Source organism: Bdellovibrio sp. MYbb2 (assembly GCF_056175685.1).
On record NZ_JBJKJI010000002.1, the window covers coordinates 140,383 to 162,529 of the forward strand.

General features: G+C 50.1%; 20 protein-coding genes. 13 read left to right on the plus strand and 7 right to left on the minus strand.

Annotation, left to right across the window (positions count from 1 at the left end; genetic code table 11):
• Positions 1–227: 227 nt before the first annotated feature.
• The 3 genes from AC04MQ_RS10670 to AC04MQ_RS10680 all read right to left on the minus strand — a co-directional run bounded on the left by AC04MQ_RS10670 (position 228) and on the right by AC04MQ_RS10680 (position 4,188).
• Positions 228–1,868, minus strand: a complete 1,641-nt coding sequence (locus AC04MQ_RS10670) for a cytochrome c biogenesis protein (protein ID WP_475392068.1) — start codon at positions 1,866–1,868, stop codon at positions 228–230.
• Positions 1,865–3,280 (minus strand): cytochrome c biogenesis ResB family protein, encoded by a 1,416-nt coding sequence (locus AC04MQ_RS10675; protein WP_475392069.1) that lies wholly within the window; start codon positions 3,278–3,280, stop codon positions 1,865–1,867. Before AC04MQ_RS10675 ends, AC04MQ_RS10670 begins: the two co-directional genes overlap by 4 nt.
• Before the next feature lie 92 nt (positions 3,281–3,372).
• Positions 3,373–4,188: an N-formylglutamate amidohydrolase gene (locus tag AC04MQ_RS10680; RefSeq protein WP_051026287.1), complete on the minus strand. Its 816-nt coding sequence runs from the start codon at positions 4,186–4,188 to the stop codon at positions 3,373–3,375.
• Positions 4,189–4,256: 68 nt separating this feature from the next.
• Here AC04MQ_RS10680 and AC04MQ_RS10685 point away from each other — a divergent pair, with 68 nt between their 5' ends.
• The 3 genes from AC04MQ_RS10685 (at position 4,257) to AC04MQ_RS10695 (ending at position 7,553) form a co-directional block, all read left to right on the plus strand.
• The gene (locus AC04MQ_RS10685) at positions 4,257–4,832 is read left to right on the plus strand and encodes a cob(I)yrinic acid a,c-diamide adenosyltransferase (protein ID WP_015090745.1); all 576 of its coding nucleotides are present in this window, start codon (positions 4,257–4,259) and stop codon (positions 4,830–4,832) included.
• A 10-nt stretch (positions 4,833–4,842) separates the two neighbouring features.
• On the plus strand, positions 4,843–5,973 hold the full coding sequence (locus AC04MQ_RS10690) for a hypothetical protein (protein ID WP_015090744.1): 1,131 nt from the start codon (positions 4,843–4,845) through the stop codon (positions 5,971–5,973).
• A gap of 125 nt (positions 5,974–6,098) precedes the next feature.
• A complete protein-coding gene (locus AC04MQ_RS10695) occupies positions 6,099–7,553 on the plus strand; it encodes a hypothetical protein (protein WP_148278769.1) in 1,455 nt (484 codons plus the stop codon).
• 3 nt (positions 7,554–7,556) lie between these two features.
• Here AC04MQ_RS10695 and AC04MQ_RS10700 read toward each other — a convergent pair whose 3' ends face one another.
• Both AC04MQ_RS10700 and AC04MQ_RS10705 read right to left on the minus strand, forming a co-directional pair.
• Complete coding sequence (locus AC04MQ_RS10700) at positions 7,557–9,035, minus strand: methyl-accepting chemotaxis protein (protein WP_475392070.1); 1,479 nt, start codon at positions 9,033–9,035, stop codon at positions 7,557–7,559.
• Between the two features lie 73 nt (positions 9,036–9,108).
• Positions 9,109–9,597 carry a hypothetical protein gene (locus tag AC04MQ_RS10705; protein ID WP_148278768.1) on the minus strand — a complete coding sequence of 163 codons (489 nt, stop codon included), beginning with the start codon at positions 9,595–9,597 and terminating at the stop codon, positions 9,109–9,111.
• A gap of 253 nt (positions 9,598–9,850) precedes the next feature.
• Here AC04MQ_RS10705 and gspC point away from each other — a divergent pair, with 253 nt between their 5' ends.
• From gspC to AC04MQ_RS10730, 5 genes are all read left to right on the plus strand, one after another.
• Positions 9,851–10,765: a type II secretion system protein GspC gene (gspC, locus tag AC04MQ_RS10710; protein ID WP_015090740.1), complete on the plus strand. Its 915-nt coding sequence runs from the start codon at positions 9,851–9,853 to the stop codon at positions 10,763–10,765.
• A gap of 43 nt (positions 10,766–10,808) precedes the next feature.
• The gene (gene gspD, locus AC04MQ_RS10715; RefSeq protein ID WP_475392071.1) at positions 10,809–13,106 is read left to right on the plus strand and encodes a type II secretion system secretin GspD; all 2,298 of its coding nucleotides are present in this window, start codon (positions 10,809–10,811) and stop codon (positions 13,104–13,106) included.
• A 74-nt stretch (positions 13,107–13,180) separates the two neighbouring features.
• Positions 13,181–14,806 (plus strand): type II secretion system ATPase GspE, encoded by a 1,626-nt coding sequence (gene gspE / locus AC04MQ_RS10720; RefSeq protein WP_235046311.1) that lies wholly within the window; start codon positions 13,181–13,183, stop codon positions 14,804–14,806.
• Positions 14,807–14,930: 124 nt separating this feature from the next.
• The gene (gene gspF / locus AC04MQ_RS10725) at positions 14,931–16,148 is read left to right on the plus strand and encodes a type II secretion system inner membrane protein GspF (protein WP_015090737.1); all 1,218 of its coding nucleotides are present in this window, start codon (positions 14,931–14,933) and stop codon (positions 16,146–16,148) included.
• 49 nt (positions 16,149–16,197) lie between these two features.
• Positions 16,198–16,569: a hypothetical protein gene (locus tag AC04MQ_RS10730; protein WP_475392072.1), complete on the plus strand. Its 372-nt coding sequence runs from the start codon at positions 16,198–16,200 to the stop codon at positions 16,567–16,569.
• Between the two features lie 33 nt (positions 16,570–16,602).
• Here the strand turns inward: AC04MQ_RS10730 and AC04MQ_RS10735 are convergent, their stop codons facing one another.
• Together AC04MQ_RS10735 and AC04MQ_RS10740 are read right to left on the minus strand one after the other, a co-directional pair.
• On the minus strand, positions 16,603–17,028 hold the full coding sequence (locus tag AC04MQ_RS10735; protein ID WP_015090736.1) for a hypothetical protein: 426 nt from the start codon (positions 17,026–17,028) through the stop codon (positions 16,603–16,605).
• On the minus strand, positions 17,028–18,089 hold the full coding sequence (locus AC04MQ_RS10740; RefSeq protein ID WP_080602361.1) for a hypothetical protein: 1,062 nt from the start codon (positions 18,087–18,089) through the stop codon (positions 17,028–17,030). Before AC04MQ_RS10740 ends, AC04MQ_RS10735 begins: the two co-directional genes overlap by 1 nt.
• Positions 18,090–18,515: 426 nt before the next feature.
• Here AC04MQ_RS10740 and gspG point away from each other — a divergent pair, with 426 nt between their 5' ends.
• From gspG to AC04MQ_RS10765, 5 genes are read left to right on the plus strand one after another with little or no spacing between them, the layout of a single operon-like run.
• On the plus strand, positions 18,516–18,926 hold the full coding sequence (gspG, locus tag AC04MQ_RS10745; protein WP_011164071.1) for a type II secretion system major pseudopilin GspG: 411 nt from the start codon (positions 18,516–18,518) through the stop codon (positions 18,924–18,926).
• A gap of 5 nt (positions 18,927–18,931) precedes the next feature.
• Entirely contained in the window at positions 18,932–19,516 is a 585-nt protein-coding gene (locus AC04MQ_RS10750) for a pilus assembly FimT family protein (RefSeq protein WP_015090733.1), read from the plus strand.
• Positions 19,513–20,013: a type II secretion system protein gene (locus AC04MQ_RS10755; protein ID WP_011164069.1), complete on the plus strand. Its 501-nt coding sequence runs from the start codon at positions 19,513–19,515 to the stop codon at positions 20,011–20,013. Before AC04MQ_RS10750 ends, AC04MQ_RS10755 begins: the two co-directional genes overlap by 4 nt.
• The gene (locus AC04MQ_RS10760) at positions 20,013–20,894 is read left to right on the plus strand and encodes a type II secretion system protein GspJ (protein WP_015090732.1); all 882 of its coding nucleotides are present in this window, start codon (positions 20,013–20,015) and stop codon (positions 20,892–20,894) included. Before AC04MQ_RS10755 ends, AC04MQ_RS10760 begins: the two co-directional genes overlap by 1 nt.
• Positions 20,842–22,134, plus strand: coding sequence for a type II secretion system minor pseudopilin (locus AC04MQ_RS10765; protein ID WP_235046310.1), 1,293 nt, complete (start codon positions 20,842–20,844; stop codon positions 22,132–22,134). The genes AC04MQ_RS10760 and AC04MQ_RS10765 overlap by 53 nt, the downstream gene beginning before the upstream one ends.
• Positions 22,135–22,147 lie beyond the last annotated feature (13 nt).

Sequence of the window (22,147 nt, forward strand, 5' to 3'; positions counted from 1 at the left end):
GCGCCAATAAACGCAATTGCGCCCGCCGCTGTTCTTTTGAATACCCGATGCATAATCATCCTTCGCTAACTCATTACGATGTGGGCCAAAGACAAACGAATGCTGTCCTAATTTTAGTTTGCTCCTATTTAATGGTGGAAAAGTCCAGTTGTCCATATTCTTTTTGCAAGCATATTGAAAAAGAGAGAACCTCAGACCCTTCCGCTCAAATATTGTGCACACCAAATTTAAGACTCTTTCGTCGCCTTTTTCCCTCTACCTTGTCTAATCACACTCACATAAACCACTAACAGCATGTGTGCTGCCACGAAAGCAGACACATACTCAACCCCACCGGCACCGAAGCCGTAGGAATGAAGCCCCGCGCCAAGTACGAAGTTCACTCCGTACCACGCCATGATCACCAAAGAGAAAGTGATAACCGCTGTCACTACCATTCCGAAATGCTTCAACATGCCCGCATAGCGTGCATGCAACACCGCCAGATAACCCAGCAACGCGATCAAAGCCCAAGTTTCTTTTGGATCCCAGCCCCAGAAGCGGCCCCAAGAGTAATCGGCCCAGATACCACCAAGGATGATCCCCGGAGCCAGGAACGCGACACCAATCTGCATAGCACGATAAATACTGGTGGTGATGGCTTTGATCTGCGCCTGGTGTTTATCTTCACCACGCAAATAATAGAACAAGCCCAGATCACCCAACCCGAACGCCAGGAAGAAGGCCGCATAACTGATAGTGATTGTCATCACGTGAATCGTCAGCCAGTAGTTGCTGCGCAAAACCGGCTCAAGCGGTTGCAAGGAAGGATCCAAAACCGCTGGAGCAAAGTCCGCGATCACCAGACCGAAGGCCGCCACCAAAGTCCCCGCCACCAGAATCAATCTGTATTTGTAAATGATTTCCAGAATCGCCGCAAACAACACCGTTCCCCAGGCAACCCAGACAACCGTTTCATACATATTGGATACCGGTGCGCGATCCATGATGTACATGCGCAAACCAAATCCATAAGTGTTCAGTGCAAAACCGATCCCCAACAGCACCCACGCTGTCGTCATCAAAGACTCTTTACTTAAAGCCCACACCAACAACAACACGATGAACGCCAGGAAATAGAACACATACGCCCAACGGAAAGGATGGAAGGAATTATAGTGAACTTCCGCCGTGATCTTGCCGCCCAGACTGTACAACGCCGGATTTTCTGTTTGCGCTGCCGCCTCAAACGCCGCAACCGCTTCATCCAGAGCTTTGCCGGAAACTGAAGAATCCCCTTTTTCCGCGATCACACCCAGATAAGTCACAAAGGCCTTGGTCACATCCAGGAACTTAGCCTGAAGATGTTCAGGCAAATCCGCCACGGCAAGCCACGTGTCGCCTTCTTTCGGAGGAGCGACCTTCATCATGCGGCCGGCGGCGATTTCCTGAAATACAAAGAACTGATTTTCCAGGCGCTGCAAAGCCTGGAAATAAGGATCCAGCTTTTCCTTGGTTTCACGCTTGGCCTGAAGCTCCTGACGAAGCAGGGTGAATCTTTCGTTGGCAAACAGCTCTTCACCGTTAAAATAGCGCTGATCTTTCGGAAGATTCATCGCCTGCAAAACCTGATGGTTGCGCACTTCAAAGATTTTTTTGCCTTCCCACGCCTGCGGAGACAGCATCCACGTCAAAACGATTTCGGTGGCATTGCGGCCTTCGAATTTGGTTTTGCCATAGACAATTTCCAGCATTTCTTTGGCGAAGCTGTCGTAAGGCTTGATACGACCGCCGTCCTGAACCGGCATTGATTTCAGCAGATCACCGGGCTTGGCCACAGCTCCGCAAGTCACCAACAATGAAGCAATGATGAGGAATATTTTTTTCATGATTCTTTCTTCCCAGTCCCCGCCTTACGGGCGAGTTTGAAATCGAGATGTTTAAACCACATTAAAAGCACGATACCCAAAGACAAAACCAAAGACCCCAGGTACTTCAGGAAGCGGCCTGGATCATGGTTGATAGAGAAGATCGAAGCCACCGGGTGGCCGTCTTCTTCCTGGAAGCTGGCCTGATAGATGGTCAAGCCTTTGTATTTCAAAGGCTCGTTCATCGAAATCAGATATTCGCCAAAGTCCGGAACTTCCACCAGACTTTCATAGGCCGCCGCACGCATGGTTCCCTGATAGCGGGCCACTTCGAATTTCTTCAGCTTCAAATTGAAACCCAAATCAATACGACGGTTGCCGTACGTCAACAGGTACACAGAATTCGTGGTGAACAGCTTCACCATGTCATTCAGAAGAACCCAGTTTTCCTTGCCGTCAAAGATGATTTTCACCGCAGAAGTGGTCAGCGGCGTGGGACGGCTGGAATCCTGCAGATCCCAGTCTTCACGGGCGGCCTGCATGAAACGCAGCACGCGGAAGTTCAGGGCCATTTTAAAGCCCGGATCAAACACGTCGCCTTCTTTCACAAAACCTTTTTTCAAAGGCTTGTCAGAGTCTTTCTGGAAGACCACGTATTTCAAACCGTCTTTTTCCGGAGTCAGGAAGATTTCATTGGCGCCACGAGGTTTTTCTGGAGCCGGCCCCATAAAGATTTGCGCCGGGCCGAAATTATGACTGACCAGATTGCCCGGTTTTTTCTGAACCAGCCATTCGATCACATTCACGTTGTCATTCTGAAGCTGGAAACGCAGGCCCGCGCCGGATTTGCCGACTTCGCCTTCGATCACCTTCTTGGATGGAACAACGTATTTTTTATAATCAACAATTCTGATTTCACCTTCATACGCCGGAATGATGAAAGGCTTTTCAACAGTGGGCGGATTCTTAAAGAAGTCCACTTCCTGTTCCAGAGTTTTCGTGTAGCGGTCCCCGTCAAACGACGTGTACACAACAATGTCGGTTTCAGCCGTTTGCACGAAGTTGTTGGATTCACCAATCCCCACACGCATGGAACCATCCAGACCCCACTTCCAAGTCAGAAGCGAACCCGCCAGCAAAATGATAATCCCGATGTGTGCTGAAACGAAGGCGGCATGGCGTTTTTTCCACGGCCAGCGATCGGCCATCACGGCCGTCAAGTTGATCACCAAAAGGCCCATGATCCCGTACATGTACCACGTGTCGTAAACCGTTTTTTTAGCGGCATAAGCATCGTAGCGGGCTTCAACAAATGTCCCCACTGCGGTGATCACGGCCAGGGATACGATGATGAAAACCGCGAGCTTCAACGATGCCAAAGGCTTATTGATTTTTTTGAACAGGGATTTTTGGGGCGCAGAGGATTTATCCAAAGCCGATCCTTATTGAGAGCTTATTGATTTTGGTATAGCTATCAATAGTTTAGATCGGCTTTTAAGACCATGCTTTTTGGCTTTACGACGCCCTACATTATATGCAGCAAATTGTTGCGGACATAACTGACGGCCGACAGAAGCTTCTCCTGAACTTTCTTCGCTTCTTCCGGCTTCAATTTTTTGGTCTTTTCATCCATGTACAACGAACGATTCAGCTCCACCTGCAGTGTATGCTGCTCGCGTTTTGGATCGCCATACTGCTCTGTGACGCGTCCGCCAAAATACGGCCAGTTGTAACCGACCTTGAATCCGGCAGAGGCATAGGCCGCAATCACCAGATCTTTAAAGCGGGGATCACAGCTTTTGCCTTTGCTGTCGCTGACAACGATATCGGCTCTCAATTCGCCTGGGTCGCGATGTTCACTGGTCCCCAAAGAAGGCATGCTGTGCGCATCAATGTGATAAGTTTTCTTAAAACCTTTTTCGTGCAAGTCCGCATACAGCTTGCGAACGCCGGCATGGAAGGGCTCGTAAACCAGTTTCACCAGTTCGTTGTGCGCCTCCACGGACATTGGTTCTTTCATCAGCTGATGTTTGTAAGTCGTGATCACCCAGTGAAAGCCACGGTTGTGCATGCCTGCCGGGTTGCTGTTGCCGATAACGGAAGTTGCGTCCACGTCTTCAGGCACCCGATTCAAATCGGCCGCATAGCGGTGCCACTCGGTTTTCACATAGGGAATATGCAGCTTGTGCAAAGTCGGTTCATACAGAAAGTCGACAAAGCGATCCACGTCGCACATCAAAACTTCCTCGGGCAAAGACTTCAGCCAAGGCGTTTGATCAGGAACGTTTTCGCCGGAATGGGGGATCGTCACTATCAAAGGAATCTCATTTGCGCTTGTCATATATAAACTCTCACTTCTTGACCTGATAGACCTTAACCGTGACACTAAATACAAGAAGGGTCAAATCTATGACGAATGCTCCCAAAGCCAAAATTTATACGCGCACCGGCGACAAAGGCAGCACACGCCTTGTGGACGGCTCCTGTGTTGAGAAATTCAATCCACGCGTCGAGGCTTATGGCACCGTTGACGAACTGAACAGCTATCTGGGCGTGGTGCGTTCGACTTTGGCCCCCTTCCCTGAGATGTCAGAACTCAGTAATTCTCTGGAAAAAGTGCAAAACGAGCTTTTCAACATCGGAAGCCTGCTGGCGACTGAAAAAGATGAGGTCTTCAAACTTTTGCCGCCCATTACGGAAGAACAAATCCGCTATCTGGAACTGCAGATTGACGAACTGACCACAACCCTGCCCGAGCTGCGCAATTTTATCCTGCCAGCCGGTCACCCGACATCAGCACACCTGCATGTGGCGCGCACCCTGTGCCGTCGCAGCGAGCGTCGTTCCGCCGAAATTGCCGTGAAAGACGAACGCTATTCCATGACTTTGCAGTATCTGAACCGACTGAGCGACTATCTGTTCGTGGCAGCCCGCTGGGCCAACATGAAACACGGGGTTGCTGACGTTCTTTGGAAGAAAACCTAGGAAAAACTTAATGAGATTAGAGATCGCAAAACCTGAGGACTCCAAAGCCCTTGTTGAGTTTTACAAAAGCTTCCCGTTGAACGGCCCGGTTGAAATCCGCATTGATCGCGAAAAGGATTTTTTCGCGCCCTATTCCGTGCAATCCGATCAACACCTGACTTACCAGCTTAAAACCGATGAAAACAAAATCGAGGGCATGGCCAGCTTCGTGGTGCGCGATGTGTGGCTGGATGGGAAAGTTTCCACGGTCGCCTTTGGCCGGGATTTGCGTATTTCCTCCAACCGTCGTGCGATTTTAGAATGGTCTCAGCACTTTTTGCCGGTGATGAACGAGGTGTCTCACACTCTGGGGAACAAGTACCTGTTTTCGGTGATGAGCATGGCGGATGTGCAGGCACTGAATGCCTTTGTGCGTCCCCGCTCGATGAAGCGTCCTTTGCCGAACTATCATCTGTTCCGACGCTTTAACATGGTGTCGGTGCATGGCCGTTTGCCGTGGGCTTCCAATCCCCTGCCGCATCTTCGCCTGCGCCGCGGAAGCGCACAGAACGTGGATGCTTTGATTTACTATATCACACAAAAATCCCGTCAGCGCGATCTGGCCACAACGTGGGATGAAACCAGCTTTATGGAAAAACTCGAGCGCTGGAAGGGTTTGAAGCTGGAAGATTTCATCATCGCTTTTGACAAGAATGAAAACATCGTGGGCTGCGTGGCCCCGTGGTCTGCCGGAGGCATGCAGGAATTTATTCCGATGCAGTATTCTTTGCGCGGGCACAACTTCCGCCAGTTCCTGAAATTCGGAAAAATGCTGGGATGGACCCGCACTTTGACGAAGCCCTATTCCCGTCTGAAAATCGAAGCGGGATTGAATTTTAAATATTTGAATTTCCTGTTTGCCGACAACGGCGACATTTTTGAAAGCCTGCTTTGGAAGGCCTTTGATGACGCCAAGGAAAATGAATTCCTGGTGTACACACAAACACGCTCTGAATTTATCTATCGCCGTCCCCGCAACTGGATTTCCGCAAAGATGCCGTTCGGGGTTTACCTGCTGATTCCCCCGGATTCAGAGGTGCCTTCGTTCATGCATCCGAACAACGAAAAACCCGCTGAAATCGAGCCCTTCTTTGCCCTGTAAACGGTAACTATTTTGGGCACTTTCGACAGTGCTTAGGGGCTTAAATCAACCCTGCTTTATCCCAAGCAGGCGCTGGTTTTGCTTCATTTTCCGGTATGGGAAACTCTCAAGTGCGCCATCTCAAAATGAAACAGTTCTCTAAAGCCCTGGTTGCCGGGGTTTTGAGCCTTTCTTTGACCGCTCAAGCCAGCGACCTGGGGCCGGATGTGAACAACATCTCTTCCGCCAACAAGATCGCTTTAACCCTGATCAGCAAGCTTCCCAATTCGGGCGTAAAAGACGGCCTGGAACGCTATTACAACATTCTTTCCCTGAAATCCTATTCCTATGACAACGAAGTGGCCAACGCCAACACCGGCGTGGCTTTGTTCTTTGAACAGCAGTTCGAACAAAATGCCTGCTTTGCGGAAAAAGCCTATTTGTTCTATCGCGATTTAAAACTAAGCACAAAACAGCGCCAAACCGCTGAAGGTGATAAATCCCGTCATGCGCGGCCCTCTTTGGGGGACGTGGCAGGGAAAAACCGCAAGGACCTAAAACCCGGCTGGCTGTATGAAAAAGCTCTGAAGTACGCCAACGGAAATCCCAACGTGGCGATGAGTCTGATTGGCCTTTGCGGACATGATGATAAAAACCAGGGTGAATTCACCAATCAGGATGTTGAAATCAAACTGACCAGCACGGGTATATCTTCCGACGAGCTTTATTCCCCGACGGATGGGAACTCTGAAATCAACACGGTCTGTCCTTCCCAATTCGCAGATTTCTATGTGGCTGGTGGACTTTCCAAAGCATCGGACATCAGTGATGATTTGAAAAAGAAAGTTCTGAGCATTCAGTACCCGGGCAAAAAAGACGTTCAAATTGCCTCTAAAAACTATCATGTGATGGGCGCGGCTTTCATGACCTGCCAAATGATCGAGGCCGGCTTAAGCCCCCTTTTGGCCATTCAGGTTGAATCCATGGCGGCCCACCTTTATCGCGGTATTCGCCTTTGTCAGCAGATTGAAACCCCGGCCCATTTGTTCTGGAGCCTGCAAAGAACCAAAGAGGTCGCCTTGCGTGGCATGGGTCGCACCTTTGAACAAACCGTCATTGAAACCACGCTGAAACGTGGCCGCGAAAAGCAATGCGGCTATGACAAGGTGGCCAAAGATCCTTTCTGTAACTTCTTAAAGACTGTCGGTGCACCGTTTGATCTGTCCGTGCCGCGCATTGAAGAACGCGCACGCAAGATGTTGGAAAAGTACATGGATAACATGGTTGCCAGCGGCATCTATTCTTCCTGGCATGTGAGCGGCGAAGTGGCCGGCATCAGTCTGCCTTGTTCGCGCGATCAGCTGTGGGGCCCGCACCCGTTCCTGCAGTGGTTGATTGCCAAAACGGAAGTGAGCTTAAACATCTGTGGCAACGGTTTGACGATGGAATCCTGCCGTAAAGCGGTGCGCACGGTGAAGTCCTGGGAAACTGATTTTGACTGGACGGTTTCACAACATGCGGCCGGTGCGCGCTTTGCCGCCAAGGTCTGCAAACCTTACCCCAAGGGTAAGAGCTCATTTGACGGCATGTGTGGAAATTAACTTCTAGCCGGCTTTCTTGAGACCCGTCAGGGTCTCAAGATTGTTGATGGTGGCTGTAAGTCCTTCGGTGGAATGATTCAAACTTCCCGCCGCCTCAGAAATAGTTTCTGAAGAAGATGCATTGGTTTGCGTGACCTGATCCAGCTGATTCATCGCCTGGGAAATCTGCGACACCCCGGTGCTTTGCTCCTGGCTGGCGGTTGCGATTTCGTTATTCAGACTGGCCACTTTATTCACGGAAGCCACAATTTTATTAAGAACCTCGTGGCTGCTTTTTGCAACTGCCTGCCCTCGCTCCACTTGATTTGCGCTTTCAGAAATCAATCCGGAAATTTCCTTTGCCGAAGTGGCACTGCGCAAAGCCAGAGCGCGAACTGCTTCCGCAACCACCGCAAAGCCTTTTCCCTGCTCGCCCGCACGGGCTGCTTCAACCGCCGCATTCAGCGCCAGCAAATTCGTCTGAAACGCGATATCATCAATCACATTTACAATCTCTTCGATCTTTCTTGAAGAGCTGGCAATCTCGTTCATTGACTGCATCAGGGAAGCGATCTCTTGCGCGCCTTCTTCGGCAGTGGTTTTGGAAACCTGCGACACGTCAGAAGCCATCTTCGCGTTGTCCGCATTCAGTTTGATCATGCTGGTCAGCTCTTCCAAAGACGCCACGGTTTCTTCCAGGGAAGCTGCAGATTCTGTAGAAGCCGCGGACAACGCAGAACTTGAGCCGGTCAGATCAGTGACCAGACGACGAATCTGCGCATAAGCGGCCGACAAAGATTCAGTTTGCAGACGAATGCCCTCTTTCAGCGAGAAAGACGACATAAACATCGTCACTGACAAGGCGATAATCATCACCGCGACACAGCCCAGGGCAAGCTTTGCGTACCACAAAGCCTTTTCAACAGCCCCACGCACCCGTGCCTGCAACACGGCTTCGAATTTATCGATGGGTTCACCAATGGTATTCACGAACTTGTGATAGGATTCATCATGCATCAGTTGGCGCGCCAAGGTCAGATCAGGCTCTTTTCGCACAGTGAATTGGCCGGAGCTGTCAGCATACAGTCCTTTGACTGCGTTCATTGCCGCTGTTTCAGTTTTCACCAGATCATTGGAACGCTTTTCGGCTTCCGCCAGCAAAGCAAACTCTTCTGCGGTGAATCCCGCTTCCTGCATCAGGACTTTCGCGGACACTTTTCTGCCATCCGCACGCGCTTCATCACCGTTTCGAACGGCAATAATTTTTAAATATTCCTCTTCAAACTTTTTATCCGCGGTCACCACGTAAGTGCGGGCATTGCGGGTCAACGCCGCAGAATCATCGCGCAGCTGCTGCGCCAGTTGGATGGATTCAAACTTCGATTCGTGGGCCCGATTCAACTCAGACTCATAGTGAAACGCTGTGCCGATACAAACATACAGCGCCAACACCAAACCGACTGACAATAAATTAAAAAGACGAACTTTCGCGAACACGTTCATAGCGACCCTCACATAATTGTGGAGGGCTTTTCGGTATTTTCTATGGGCTCTTAAGGGTGTAACTTTTGTTTATTTAGATAAGTCCAGCCGAGGAAACCATCGTTTCAGAAACGTGCGGCCAGAACCAGTCCAATTGCGGATCGGACGCAATCACATCCTTGATCAAAACCTTCACATCACTGCGGGTTGAGATTTCACGGCGCAACCACATTTCGATTTCATCGTAGCCCGGACCGATAATGGTGATTTCGATGGAACTCAGGAAATGCAACAAATGCAGATCCTTGGTCGCCACCGGACGGCCTTCCAACTTTCCATGGATGAAGTTCATAACTTCTGCTTTAATTTCAGCAAAGTTACGATGATTGATACGACGAAGGATCAAATCGGCGCGGTGATCACGATTGATCCAGCGCTGATGCAGTCCCCGTTGCACTAAATTGATCAGGTAGTTTCTCAATACAGAAGGGACCAGACGAAAATCTTCGTCCGGCAATGCCATCACCTGCATCAAATCTACGTATCGTGCCTGTTCCTGGCCTCGACGTAGAGAGGTGAGCACCTCCGGGATCCGCAATAAGGATTCGCGAATACCCAAGAGATCGATTCCTGCTCCATCCGTGAAGTAGAGAATTCTCATATCCCTATCATGACCTATCTTTACGAAATGTGTGCAGAAAAATACAAGACCCAGACCAGGGTCCAGTATGTATTTTTTAGTGCAGTCACCAAGCCTTTTTGATAGGCTAACCAGAGGCCCAAGGACTAGGAGCTGTCAGCAGTAATGCTGGTTAATTACAAAGGATTGTATAACCGTGACTTCACGCAACTCGAAGAATCAAAGACCACCACTTGAAAAGTGGTATCCCTATATTCTCTTTGCATTTATTGGTTACTGCGTGGCCGATCTGGGCATTCTCGCCTATCGCGATAAGATGCTTCCGCAATCTGCTCCCCCGTCCCATCCGAAATCCAGTCAGTTTGAAGCCGGCGTCAGCCGTGGTGCTTACAACTCTATCACCAGTCGTAACATCTTTGCTTCCAGCGGTGTGATTCCGGATGCGCTGGTGGACAAATCCAAAGGCGCAGAAGCCCAACGCGAAGCAGATCCGGTTCCGTCGCAATTGCCTTTGAATCTGATCGGAACTTTGGTGCATTCCAACCCTGAAAAATCCCTGGCCGCCATTGAAATTCGCGGCAAGCAAGGTGTGGTTTCTTACAGCCCCGGCAAACAGATCGAAGGCATGGCTGAAATCATGAAAGTGGAACGCCAAAAGGTGGTATTCCGCAATCTGAATTCAAACCGTCTTGAATACATCGAAATGAAAAAAGAAGGCGGCAAAGTCGCTTTCGGCGCTGGCAAATCAACAGGTGATTCCGGCAAAGAAGTCCAAAAAGTCAGCGACAACAACTTCGTGATCAAACGTGCAGACCTATTGAAATACACCAACGATCTGTCCAGCATTCTGATGCAAGCCCGTGCGGTTCCAAATCGTGAGCCCGGCACCGGCAACATCAACGGTTTCCGCATTTTGGACATGCAACCAGGCAGCATTTACGAACAACTTGGCATCCAAAGAATGGACGTCATTAAGTCTGTCGACGGCACCCCTGTCGACAGCCCTGCAAAAGCCATGGAACTTTACAACACCCTGAAGAACTCACCAAAAGTGACTCTTCAAGTGGAACGTAACGGTAAAAACGAAACCATGACGTACAACATCCAGTAGACTTAAAAGGATTTTAAGACAACTCCTCAGGAGGAGAAGCAACATGAAAAAGAACGTCAGCATAGGACTTGCTTCATTGATGACGGCCCAACTTGTGGGCCCGGCAGCAAAGGCTCAGTTTGAGGACTTCCCGCCTCCACCACCGCCACCGGATTTCGGCGAAATGGGTGGTGGCGACTCCGCTCCTTCTGATTTTGGCGGCGGCAATTCCGGCGGTCCATCCGGGATGGCTCCACGCGGTGGTTCTGAGGCGGCAACCGGTTCCTCTCCTTTGACCAAGGCGGAAAAAGACAAGTTTGCCAAAGCTCCGATTGAAGACATCAATAACAAAAACTTCCCGGAAACCATCGAATCTTTCGATTTCCCGAATGTCGAGATTTCTGACATCATTCGCGCGATCAGCGAATTGACCGGCAAGAACTTCATCATCGATCCGGGCGTTCGTGGCAAAATCACGATCATCGCCCCAACCAAGATCACCGTTTCTGAAGCTTACAAAGCGTTCTTATCCGCTTTGGCAATCAATGGTTTCACCGTGGTTCCTTCCGGAAGCTTCCTGAAAGTCAAATCCGCAAGAAATGCCCAGCGTGATAACATCGAAACGTTCTCCGGCGCTTACTACCCTAACGCCGATCAGATGATCACACGTATCATCCACTTGAAGCACATCTCAGCTTCTCAAGTGAACCGTGACCTGCGCATCCTGCCGTCCAAAGACGGTGAAATGAACATCTACGAGCCAACAAACTCCATCATCATCTCGGATTACGGTTCCAATATCGACCGCGTGATGAAAATCATCAGCCAGCTGGATGTTCCAGGATTTGAAGAACAACTTGAAGTGATCCCGGTTAAGTACGCTAAATCCAAAGATCTTGCGGACCTCGTTGATAAAATCGTCAATAAAGGCAATAAAACTCAAGGTTCTGCTCCCGGCACCTTCACTGCCGGCGTTCCAAGATTCTCCCGTTCTGCGGGTGCGACATCCCAGCAGGGCGCAAGCTTCTTTATGGCGATTCCGGATGACCGTACCAACTCTATCATCGTAGTGGGTAACAAATCCGGTATCGTGCGTATTAAAAAGCTGATTTCTCAGTTGGACTTCAAAATCCGCGCTGAAGAATCCGGTGGCGTTTACGTTTACAACGTTCGCCACGGTGATGCTGAAAAGATCGCTCAAACACTTCAGGGTGTGACCAAGGATGCCGCTCCAAAACCGGCAACTGGTGGCAGTCTGCTGTCCCCGCTGGGTTCTCAAGGGATGCAAGCTCCTCAGGAAATCTTCGGTGGCGATGTTAAAATCACAGCTGATAAAACCACCAACAGCCTGATCGTGACTGCAAGCAAGCAGGATTACGATGTGGTTCTGAATATCCTTTCCAAAATCGATACACCTCGTGACCAGGTGTTTGTTGAAGCCATCATCATGGAAATGTCTGTGAATGACGGTAATTCCTGGGGTATTGGTTACTACCAGTACGGCGACAGTGGTTACGGCAAGGTCGGCTTCAACGGTCTTTCCAATATCAATGACTTCCTGTCCCCGACAGGTGGTTCTGGTGCGGTGATCGGTTTCGGTCAGGGTAAAACGGTGGAAGTGACGGATCCGGTTTCCAAAACGACTTTGAAGATTCCTAGTCTTTTGGGTTTCATCAACTTCCTGAAAACCGCGAAAAAAGCCAACATCCTGTCCACTCCTCAGTTGATGACTTTGGACAATCAAGAGGGTGAATTGGAAGTGGGCGACAAAGTCGTTGTCGGTGAAAACGTGCAAAACGTTGGAACCAGCGGCACGACGGTAAGAACTCCGCAGTTTGAAGACGCGACGATCAAACTTGCGATCAAACCATTCATCAGCCCGGCTTCGAATCAGATCCGCATGGAAATCAAGCAACAGGTGGCCCAGCTTTCAACAGCTTCCACACCGAAAGCGTTCCAGGATTCCACACAGCCTTTGGCAAAACGTTCCCTGAAAACTGTGATCAACGTGAATAACGGCGACACGGTGGTTCTGGGTGGTTTGATGAAAGAACAAGACCAGGAGTCCGTCACGAAAGTGCCTCTGCTGGGCGATATTCCAATTATTGGATGGCTGTTCAAGTCCCGCACGATCGTAAAAGACAAAACGAACATGGTTGTGTTCCTGACTCCGAAAATCGTGCGTAACAACATCGAAGCCAATGCCATTGTGACTAAGAAGCTTGATGAACGCGTTGATTTCGTAAAAGCTCAGGGCGGCGTGGATCCATACGGCGCCAAACTGGATGAAATCCGCCGCAAAGCAGAAGCTCCGTCTGATGCGGATGTTCCTGCAACTGCTGAACCTATTATTGAGGAGTAATTCTGATGGCCTCCGTGGATGTTTCAACGATACTTGCCAAATCGACCTCTTTAACACAGGACCAAATCCGTTCTGTGTTAAACAACCCTTCGGTGGTGAGACCCGTCACCGTCGGCGAGGCTTTGGCTGCGAAGGAATTTTCCACGGCGGATGAAGTGGTCTCCGATCTGTGCAAAGAACTGGGCCTGGATTTTATCCGGGACATCCCCGTCAGCGAGATCGCAGTCGACTTGATCCGGGACCTTCCTATCAACTACGCAAAACAGCACAACGTCCTTCCCTACAAGGAAGACGCGGACCTGCTGGTGGTACTGACCAGTAATCCGGTGAACCTCAAAGCCCTGGATGACATGAAGGTGCTGTTCGGAAAGCGCGTGCGCCCTCTGATCACCACCTCCAGCCGTGTTCAGGATGCGATCAATAAAGTTTACGAAAAAAGCACCGCGAATCTTTCGGGTCTGGATGAAATCGCCGAAGAAGATTACGACCTGGATGATCCTATCGTGGATTTGCTTGAGGCCGGCGAAGATGACGCTCCGGTGATCAAGATGGTGAACAGCCTTCTATTCCGTGCGGTGAAAGAAAAAGCGTCTGATATCCACATCGAGCCTTATGAAAAAGACATGGCCGTGCGCTTCCGTACGGACGGTATTTTGTTCGACGTGTTCAAACCACCTAAAAAGCTTCAAAACGCCATCACGTCCCGTATCAAAGTTATGGCCAATCTGAACATCGCCGAAAAGCGTTTGCCCCAGGACGGTCGTATTCCTTTGAAAGTCGGTGGTAAAGATATCGATATTCGTCTGTCTTGCGTCCCTACCACGTTCGGTGAGCGTCTGGTTATGCGTATTCAAGACAGGTCTTCTGTGGTGCGCGAACTGGCGGCTTTGGGCTTCTCTCAGGATAATCTGTCCAAAATGGAAGAGGACATCCTGACCAGATCCTACGGGATCTTCCTGGTTACGGGTCCGACGGGTTCTGGTAAGTCCACCACTTTGTATGGTGCCCTTTCCAAGCTGAATCAGCCTGACGTGAATATCCTGACAGTTGAAGATCCGGTGGAGCAACGTATCCACGGTATCGGTCAGGTGCAAGTGAACTCAAAGATCGGCCTGACTTTCGCAGCCGGCCTTCGTTCCTTCCTTCGTCAAGACCCTGACATCATCATGGTCGGTGAGATTCGTGACTTGGAAACAGCCGAACTGGCGATCCAGGCCTCTTTGACGGGTCACTTGGTTCTATCCACACTGCATACGAATGACTCCGCCGGGGCCTTCCCCCGTCTGATCGACTTCGGGGTTGAGCCGTTCCTGATTGCAACTTCCATCACGGGTGTTATCGCCCAGCGTTTGGTGCGTGTTCTTTGCCCGCACTGTAAAGCCCCGCATGAAGCCACGGATTTCGAAATTCAGCTGCTGGGTATCACTCGCGAAGAAGCCAACAAGGCCAATATCTGCAAAGCAATGGGTTGCAACCACTGCTCGCAGAAAGGTTATTCCGGTCGTACCAATATTGGAGAGTTGATGATCGTAACGGATGACATCCGCTCATTGATCATGCAGCGTAAAGACGGTAATACAATTAAAAGACAAGCAGTTGCCAACGGAATGAGGACCTTCCGTGACCACGGGATTCAAAAAGTCCTTGCGGGTATCACGACAATTGAAGAACTGACCTCCAATACGCAACTGGATATTTAAGCCGGCTTGCCGGGCAGAGCCGAAGCCCCGGCAGGGCGTAGGCTGAAGCAGCTTCGGCTGCTTCAATAAAAACAAAGGCGGCCTCGCCGCCACAATTGAAGAGTCATTAACCAAGGTAACCACGATGCCTATTTTTGAGTACAAAGGCCTGTCGAAAGACGGAAGAAACGTTAAAGGGACCATCGACGCTGAGAACCAGCGTGCGGCCCGCACCAAGCTCAAAAAAGACAATATCTTTGTCATCGACATCAAAGACAAAAAGAAGGTCGATCCAAAAAAGAAATCCGGTCCCCGCGCCACAAAAACTGTTGGCGTCAAAGACCTTTCTTTGATGACCCGTCAGCTGGCGACTTTGATCAAAGCCAACATTCCCTTGGTCGACGCGCTGACAGCCGTTTCTGAACAGGTTGAAAACCCGACGCTGGCAGAAGCTTTGGCCGACTGTAAGAACATGGTCAACGAAGGTTCAACTTTGCATAAAGCGATGTTGAAGTACCCGAACGTTTTCACCACGATCTATGTGTCAATGGTGGAAGCCGGTGAAATGTCAGGAAGCTTGGATGTCATCTTGATGCGTCTGGCGGAATTCACCGAGGCGCAGGCCGATTTGCGCGCTAAAGTCAGCAGTGCCATGACTTATCCGGTGATCATGCTGGTTGTGACGTTTGGTTTGATGGGCTTCTTGTTCATCTTCCTGATTCCGAAAATGGTGACCGTGTTTGAGTCTGCTCCGCAATTGCAGCTTCCGTGGTACACGGTGGCTTTGATTGATGCGTCCCAGTTCGCGGTGAATTACTGGTACTTGATTTTGGGAAGCATGCTGATTGTGTATCTGCTTTTCCGTAACTGGAGAAACACTCCGGCTGGTAAAAACCAGTGGGATGCGATTTCTTTGAAATTACCGCTGATCGGCCCGACGGTTCGCATGGTGGCAGTGTCCCGCTTCACCCGTACTTTGGCAACCCTGCTTAACGGTGGCGTGCCGATGCTGGCTGCGATGGATATTGTCAGAAACGTTGTCGACAATCACGTTCTGGCTAAAGCGATCGATGAAGCCCGCAGCAATATTTCTGAGGGTGAATCTATTGCCGGTCCTTTGAAAAAATCCGGCCAGTTCCCGCCTATCGTGATTCACATGGTGAACATCGGTGAAAAAACCGGCGAGCTGGAAAATATGTTAAGCCAGGTTTCTGACGCCTATGACTTCCAGGTAAAAACCAAATTGGAAGGTCTGACCAGCATCATGGGTCCAATCGTTATCGTTATCATGGGTGCCGCGATCGGTATGATCGTTATGGCCGTCATGGTCCCAATGTTCGAAATGGCGAACGTTGCGGGGTAATCTGGCATTCTGATTGCAAACACCCCTTCCACAACGAAGGGGTCCTTTCATGCTCAACTACACCGTATCTTTTTCTAATTTATCAGACATCAGAATGGGTTCTCCCTATAATATCGGGTCAGCAAATCTAACAGGGCCCTATGTCCCTGACCTGCCCGACAGAGGCTTCCAGGATATCGGACTCGTTTCTAAGAACGGACAGCACTGCTATTTGGTGAAATGGGATTTCGAATCCAACAACCCCGGCTTCCGAATTTGGCATATTGACGGGGTTCGGAAAGAAGTCATCTATTCAGAACGTTATTCAGGCATCTGCGAAGGGCTTAAAGAGATCTATGAGGGGTTAGAAATCAAAATCACCCAATACACCCCTAACACAAAAGAATTCGCGAATCGGAGCGATTATTTTATCGCTGAGTAGAAACAAAAAAGGAGCCCTTGAGGCTCCTTTTTTTTATTCGGAGAATTGCAGATCGTAGGTGGAGCATTGCGAGACGGGGTAAGTCCCTTTTTTTATCCCCTCGATCAAGTGGCGGGCTTCACGCCCCACGGATGAAACATATTTTGGTCCGCGGCACATCACCGCGCTGGACGGACGATAGACCGGCGCTGACGGAGTTGTGTCGTCCACGTATTTCTGCAGTTCTGCGATCTCGGCTTCGCCCCAGAAAGTGACTGCCGTCTTTTCGATCATCACGCCATTGCAGCAATGACTTTTCAGCCCCTGCAACAGATTCACCGGCCCCCAGGTTTTCAATTCCTGCGCCGTCACCGAGGCATTATCAGGCTTGCGCACGGGCGCTGGCTCCGGCCCCTTCCAAACAGACCCACAGCCCGCAAAAACAAATCCTGCCAACAACATCAAGAATGCATTTTTCATTAGCGAGCTCCTTTTTTCAGCTGCTTTGCAGAGGCTTGCACCATCTCAGAAATGTGTCTTAATTCGCCCGCTGCCGTAAAGGTTTCCCGATCCTGCTTATCCATCGCCACCACCTGCAATTGGTCACCCAATGCAGCCAGGCGCAGTTGCAGACTTCCCAGCATGAAGTCACGCTCGTCAGGTTTCATCTTGGCGATCTCGGGTTTGTTTTTAGCATCTTTCAGGTATTCAACCAGAGCAAGCCCCGTTTCGCGCAGATTCTTGCGGGCTTCAGCCCCCAACGCATCCCCTTTGAACAAGGCTTCCTGCACGCAGTTTTCAGCTGCATCCATCCCCTTGAACGTTTCACGAACCTGATCCGGCACATTCTGGTTGTTCTTCAAATAGTTTTCCATGGAATCACAACGGTAAAATGCCACGGCCTGCCCGCATTTAGAGCTTTTGGCATTGATGACATTTTGACGGCATTCCTGCTTGTTGGGGACTTCATAGGTTTTATAAACCTTATCCAGAGTTTGAAGCGCATAAGGGGCCATGCTGCTAAAACCATTTTTTGAATAGGCGATCTTTTCGTCGATATAAATGAAACCATGATATTCGTTGGTCTTACCCACGCCGGCGATCTGACGAATGGCTCCCACATCCCCTGGCTCTTTCTTTTCACCGTCTTTTAGCGCACGGCAAAGAGGCGGACGCATATAGAAATTCATTTCTTCCGGAGTCGAATAACGCATGGAAGGCAAAATATTACTCATCACCAGGGACAAGTTCCAACAGTTCGGACCGTCCACTTCAGGCGTGGCCCCATGATATTTGACCACATGTTCAGGCACACAATCCGTGATATCGAAATTACATGACTCGCCCGGCTGATCCATCACAGAACCAGGGTCACAAGTTTTGCCGGTTTTGGCATTCCTACTCCACTTCGCCAAAGAGGAATAAATACTTTTCCCCTCTTCACAAGCCCCCGACAAAACAAGCCGATCTGATTTCTTAGAAATCTCAAACGCCTGCGCCTGCATCAAAAACAAGAACACGACACCAAATATACTTCTCATCCCAAACTTATCGGCAGCTTCCTTACTCAAAACAAGACAGACAAACGTCCAACCAAAAACCTAAAGTAACCCATAAACTCCCCATCCCAAACTATCCCCATACCTTCACAACCCAGCAAAGGCAGTCCCGACTATTGTCCCATAAAGTCCTCTTGTGATTCGATTAACGAGTCCGGAGAGTTCGCTGTGGGAACCCTGCGCGCCGAGTTCCGCAGACGAGCCTACAAAACGACTCGAAACAAAACGGACACACACGAGCGAGGACTGTCCGAGGCGAGAAGGGTTCCCACAGCGAATTCTCCGGGCGTCGCATAACCGCAGCCAACAGAGCGAAGAATTATTATGTGACATTAGTCCGGCTGCCGCTCTGTCCTTTGATTTTGGGCTAGGTTTTGCTATCCTCAATGTCTGTAAAAAGGAGTAAGTATGTCTCTTCTCAAAAACCGCAAGGGTATGACTCTGATTGAAATCATGATCGTCCTTGCCATCATCGGTGGTATCGCAGCTCTTCTTCTTCCTAACATCACGGGACAATTGGATAAATCCAAAGCCAAAGAGGCTAAGATCCAACTGACACAAATCGTGAACGCCCTTTCCATGTACTACACGGATTGCGGTAAATATCCTCAGACTTTGGAAGGCCTGACAACTGCTGATCCAAACTGCTCCAACTGGGGTCCTCAGCCTTACTACACCAAGAAACTTCAGGATCCATTCGGTCACGATCTGGTTTACGAACTGGAAGGTGGCGAATACTCTTTGAAATCTTTGGGTAAAGACGGCCGCGAAGGTGGTTCTGGCTTTGACAAAGACATCACGCTGGATGATCTGAACTAATTCAGATGCTTGGCAATAAGCGGGGTTTCACTCTCATTGAGATCATGATCGTGCTGGCCATTATGGCCGCCTTGATCACAGTGGGAGCCCCCCGACTTCTCAAAAAAGACGGCAACATCAAGACCGTCGCCCGCAACTTCATCGTTCTTTCCAAAGAAATCCGCAACAAAGCCCGTTTGACCAACTCCACTTACCGCCTGGCCATCAGCATGGAACCGGGAGAGGAAAAGTATTGGCTGGAACGCGCCAGTGGCCCCCAAGCTGTGGATCCTGAAGCCGCGGAAAAAGAAAAAGACCGGGATGAAGAGGATGCTCCTCCTCCACTGTTTCAGATGGACAAGTCCCTGCTGAAAAAAGAAAAAGAGCTTCCCGAGGGCCTGCGTTTTGCCTCGGTTGAAACTGTGAATATGAAATCCCCTATGACTTCCGGGGTGGCCTACATCCATTTCTTCCCAGAGGGCTTTGTGGAAGCCTCTGCTGTGCAGATCACGAATGGAAATAATTTAACTTGGACTCTTGTTTTTAATCCTTTAACGGGTCAAGCTGATATCATTGAGAAAGCTTCTTCGTTAAAGGAAGTCCAGCGGTGAAAAAAAACGGATTCACATTGATTGAAACCATCATGGCGATGGTGATCCTGTCCTCGGGAATTATGCTTTTGGCGAATTCCTGGAGCGGTTCTTTCATGCGTGTCCGCAAGACCCAGCTTTCCACCGAAGTCACAGCTTTGCTTGAAAGAAAAATGGTCGAAGTCGAAATGGAGTACGCCGGAAAACCTCTGGACTCCATCCCCGAAGAAACCGAAGACGACTTTGGCTCTGAGTACCCGCAATACACCTGGAAAATGACCTCCAAAGAATTTGAAGTTCCGGATATTTCAGCGACCCTGACCGCTCAGGCTGGGGGTGCGGATGAAATGGCTTTGACCGTGATGAAGACACTGACAGAGCACCTTTCCAAGTCGGTGAAAGAAGTCAAAGTTACAGTCATTTACAAAGGGGCGAAAAAACCGCTGGAGTTTTCCGCCACCCAGTACTTTGTCGATTATGACAAGGAACTGCCACTGCCTTCGATGCCGGGGATGTGATGATGAAACACAACCGCGGCTTTACCATGATTGAGCTCATGATCACGATCACCATCCTGGGGACACTCACGATGCTGACGGCGCAGGCCATTCAACAGGCCGTGAAGGCCAAGGTCAAACTGCAGGATCAGATCGATGATGTGTCCCGTATGCGCGACGGTTTGCGCCTGCTGGAAAGAGACATCAATCTGGCTTACCACTATCGCGACGTTGAAAAAGAGCTGGAACAGCTGATCAAGAAAAAGAATACAAACAACAATGGCAATCCCGGCGGCGGCACCATCCCTAATGGCGGATTCCCTGGCGGCAACCCCGGCCCGATCACCAATGAAACACAAGACCCGGCAGAACAACGCGAAGTTCCCCGTCGTGATCCTGAGACCCACTTCGTGGGTAACAACGAGTCCATCAATTTCGTGACCATGAACAATGCCCGCACCGTCAGAAACACCAAACAGGCAGACTTTATCGAAGTCGGCTATACCCTGCGCGACTGTAAATCACTGCGCGAAGGTGGCGGCAGTTCCAAATGCCTGTGGCGCCGAAGCTCCCCTTATGTGGACTTGGATGTCACCAAAGGTGGCGACGAAGTGGCTTTGCTTGAAAACGTCAGCGAATTCAAACTGCGCTATATGGGTAAAGGCAAACAAGATTGGGCCAATGACTGGCGCACGGATGCTCAAGGCGATGCAGCGACCAAAGGCAAATTCCCTCAAGCAGTTGAGATCTCTTTGACCGTGGAAAAGAAAACCGCCGGGAAAAGCAAAAAGTATTCAATGCAACTTATCGTCCCTATTCACTTCCCGAACAATCCAGAGGAGGGTGCAAATGCTCAAGGCAATCAAAGCTCTTGGCCGCGAACTCAAGCGCCCAATCAATAATGCCCGAGGCATCGCGCTGATGATCGCGATTGCCTGTATCATGCTGATGATGTGGATTGCGATGGAAGTGTCCTATGATTCCAACGTCGAATATCTGGTGAATTCACAGGGCTTAAACCGCGTGAAAGCATATTATGCCGCTAAATCCGGCATGCAGCTGAGCTTGCTGCGTATCAAGATCTATCAACAGGCCCAGAGCAAATTGGGCGACAAGCTGGGTGACACCAAGATGCTGGATCAAATCTGGCAGTTCCCGTTTGCGTGGCCACTGCCGATCCCGGATGAATTAAGCGCGATCGACAAAGATGCCTTCAAAAAGGCCGTCGCCGATTCCACGATGGACACAAGCTACATTGTGACGATCGAGGATGAAGGATCCAAGATCGACCTGAATGACTTGGCCTCCCCGTCAAAGTCGTTGCAGGAACTGACGAAAAAACAGCTGGTCACCATCTTTGCGCAAAAAATTAAAGAAGACGAAAACTTCCAGCGTGAATACAGCAACGTCCGATTTGACGAACTGGTGAACAACATCGCCGACTGGATGAGCCCGAAGTCCGCTTCGTTAAACGGCGGCGACAAACGCGCCAATTATGCTGAACTGAACCAGGCTTCGCAAAGCGATTACTATCCTCCGAACCGTCCGTTCAGATCTATCGCGGAACTGCACATGGTTCCAGGCATGAACGATGACTTCTATGACCTGCTGGCCCCGCGAGTGACCATTTATGGAATGAAAGGGATCAACCCGAACATCGCCACCCGCGAAGTTCTAAAATCCCTGGACCCGGCCATGACCGACGAAGTGGTCACCGAGATCATCAAACGCCGCGGATCTGAAGAAGAAGGTGGACAGTTCAAATGTGACCAAGGCGGCGGCAGCAGCGATTTCTGGCAATTCGTTCAAGGCAAAGGCATCCGCACGGAAGGAAATCCTGAAGACGTTCCGCTGATCTGCGACAGCGTGATGAACTTTAAAATCCGCAGCACCGGTGAATTCGCCGGCGCCACCCGCGAAATTGTTGCGGTGGTGATGGACTTGCAAAAAACCGCAAGCAAAGTGAAAAAATACGTCGACAAAGACAAAAAGGCTGCAGCCGGTGGCGACCAAAGCAGCGGCAATCCCGACCCCGCCGCCGGAGGCAACCCAAGCGGTAATCCCGGCGGAGGTAACGCCGGCAACAACGCCACACAAATCCCCAAAGGCCCGCCAAGAGTTGTCTATTGGAATGAAAGATAGAAAAATAAAAAAC

Bases quoted from the DNA above. Each gene is read 5' to 3' on its own strand.
- AC04MQ_RS10750 (WP_015090733.1), top strand. From the start codon at position 18,932: ATGCTTGGCAATAAGCGGGGTTTCACTCTCATTGAGATCATGATCGTG.
- AC04MQ_RS10700 (WP_475392070.1), bottom strand. From the start codon at position 9,035: ATGAACGTGTTCGCGAAAGTTCGTCTTTTTAATTTATTGTCAGTCGGT.
- AC04MQ_RS10730 (WP_475392072.1), top strand. From the start codon at position 16,198: ATGCTCAACTACACCGTATCTTTTTCTAATTTATCAGACATCAGAATG.
- gspD (WP_475392071.1), top strand. From the start codon at position 10,809: ATGAAAAAGAACGTCAGCATAGGACTTGCTTCATTGATGACGGCCCAA.
- AC04MQ_RS10735 (WP_015090736.1), bottom strand. From the start codon at position 17,028: ATGAAAAATGCATTCTTGATGTTGTTGGCAGGATTTGTTTTTGCGGGC.
- gspF (WP_015090737.1), top strand. From the start codon at position 14,931: ATGCCTATTTTTGAGTACAAAGGCCTGTCGAAAGACGGAAGAAACGTT.
- AC04MQ_RS10670 (WP_475392068.1), bottom strand. From the start codon at position 1,868: ATGAAAAAAATATTCCTCATCATTGCTTCATTGTTGGTGACTTGCGGA.
- AC04MQ_RS10740 (WP_080602361.1), bottom strand. From the start codon at position 18,089: ATGAGAAGTATATTTGGTGTCGTGTTCTTGTTTTTGATGCAGGCGCAG.
- AC04MQ_RS10685 (WP_015090745.1), top strand. From the start codon at position 4,257: ATGACGAATGCTCCCAAAGCCAAAATTTATACGCGCACCGGCGACAAA.
- AC04MQ_RS10765 (WP_235046310.1), top strand. From the start codon at position 20,842: ATGCTCAAGGCAATCAAAGCTCTTGGCCGCGAACTCAAGCGCCCAATC.
- AC04MQ_RS10760 (WP_015090732.1), top strand. From the start codon at position 20,013: ATGATGAAACACAACCGCGGCTTTACCATGATTGAGCTCATGATCACG.
- AC04MQ_RS10680 (WP_051026287.1), bottom strand. From the start codon at position 4,188: ATGACAAGCGCAAATGAGATTCCTTTGATAGTGACGATCCCCCATTCC.
- AC04MQ_RS10695 (WP_148278769.1), top strand. From the start codon at position 6,099: ATGAAACAGTTCTCTAAAGCCCTGGTTGCCGGGGTTTTGAGCCTTTCT.
- gspG (WP_011164071.1), top strand. From the start codon at position 18,516: ATGTCTCTTCTCAAAAACCGCAAGGGTATGACTCTGATTGAAATCATG.
- AC04MQ_RS10690 (WP_015090744.1), top strand. From the start codon at position 4,843: ATGAGATTAGAGATCGCAAAACCTGAGGACTCCAAAGCCCTTGTTGAG.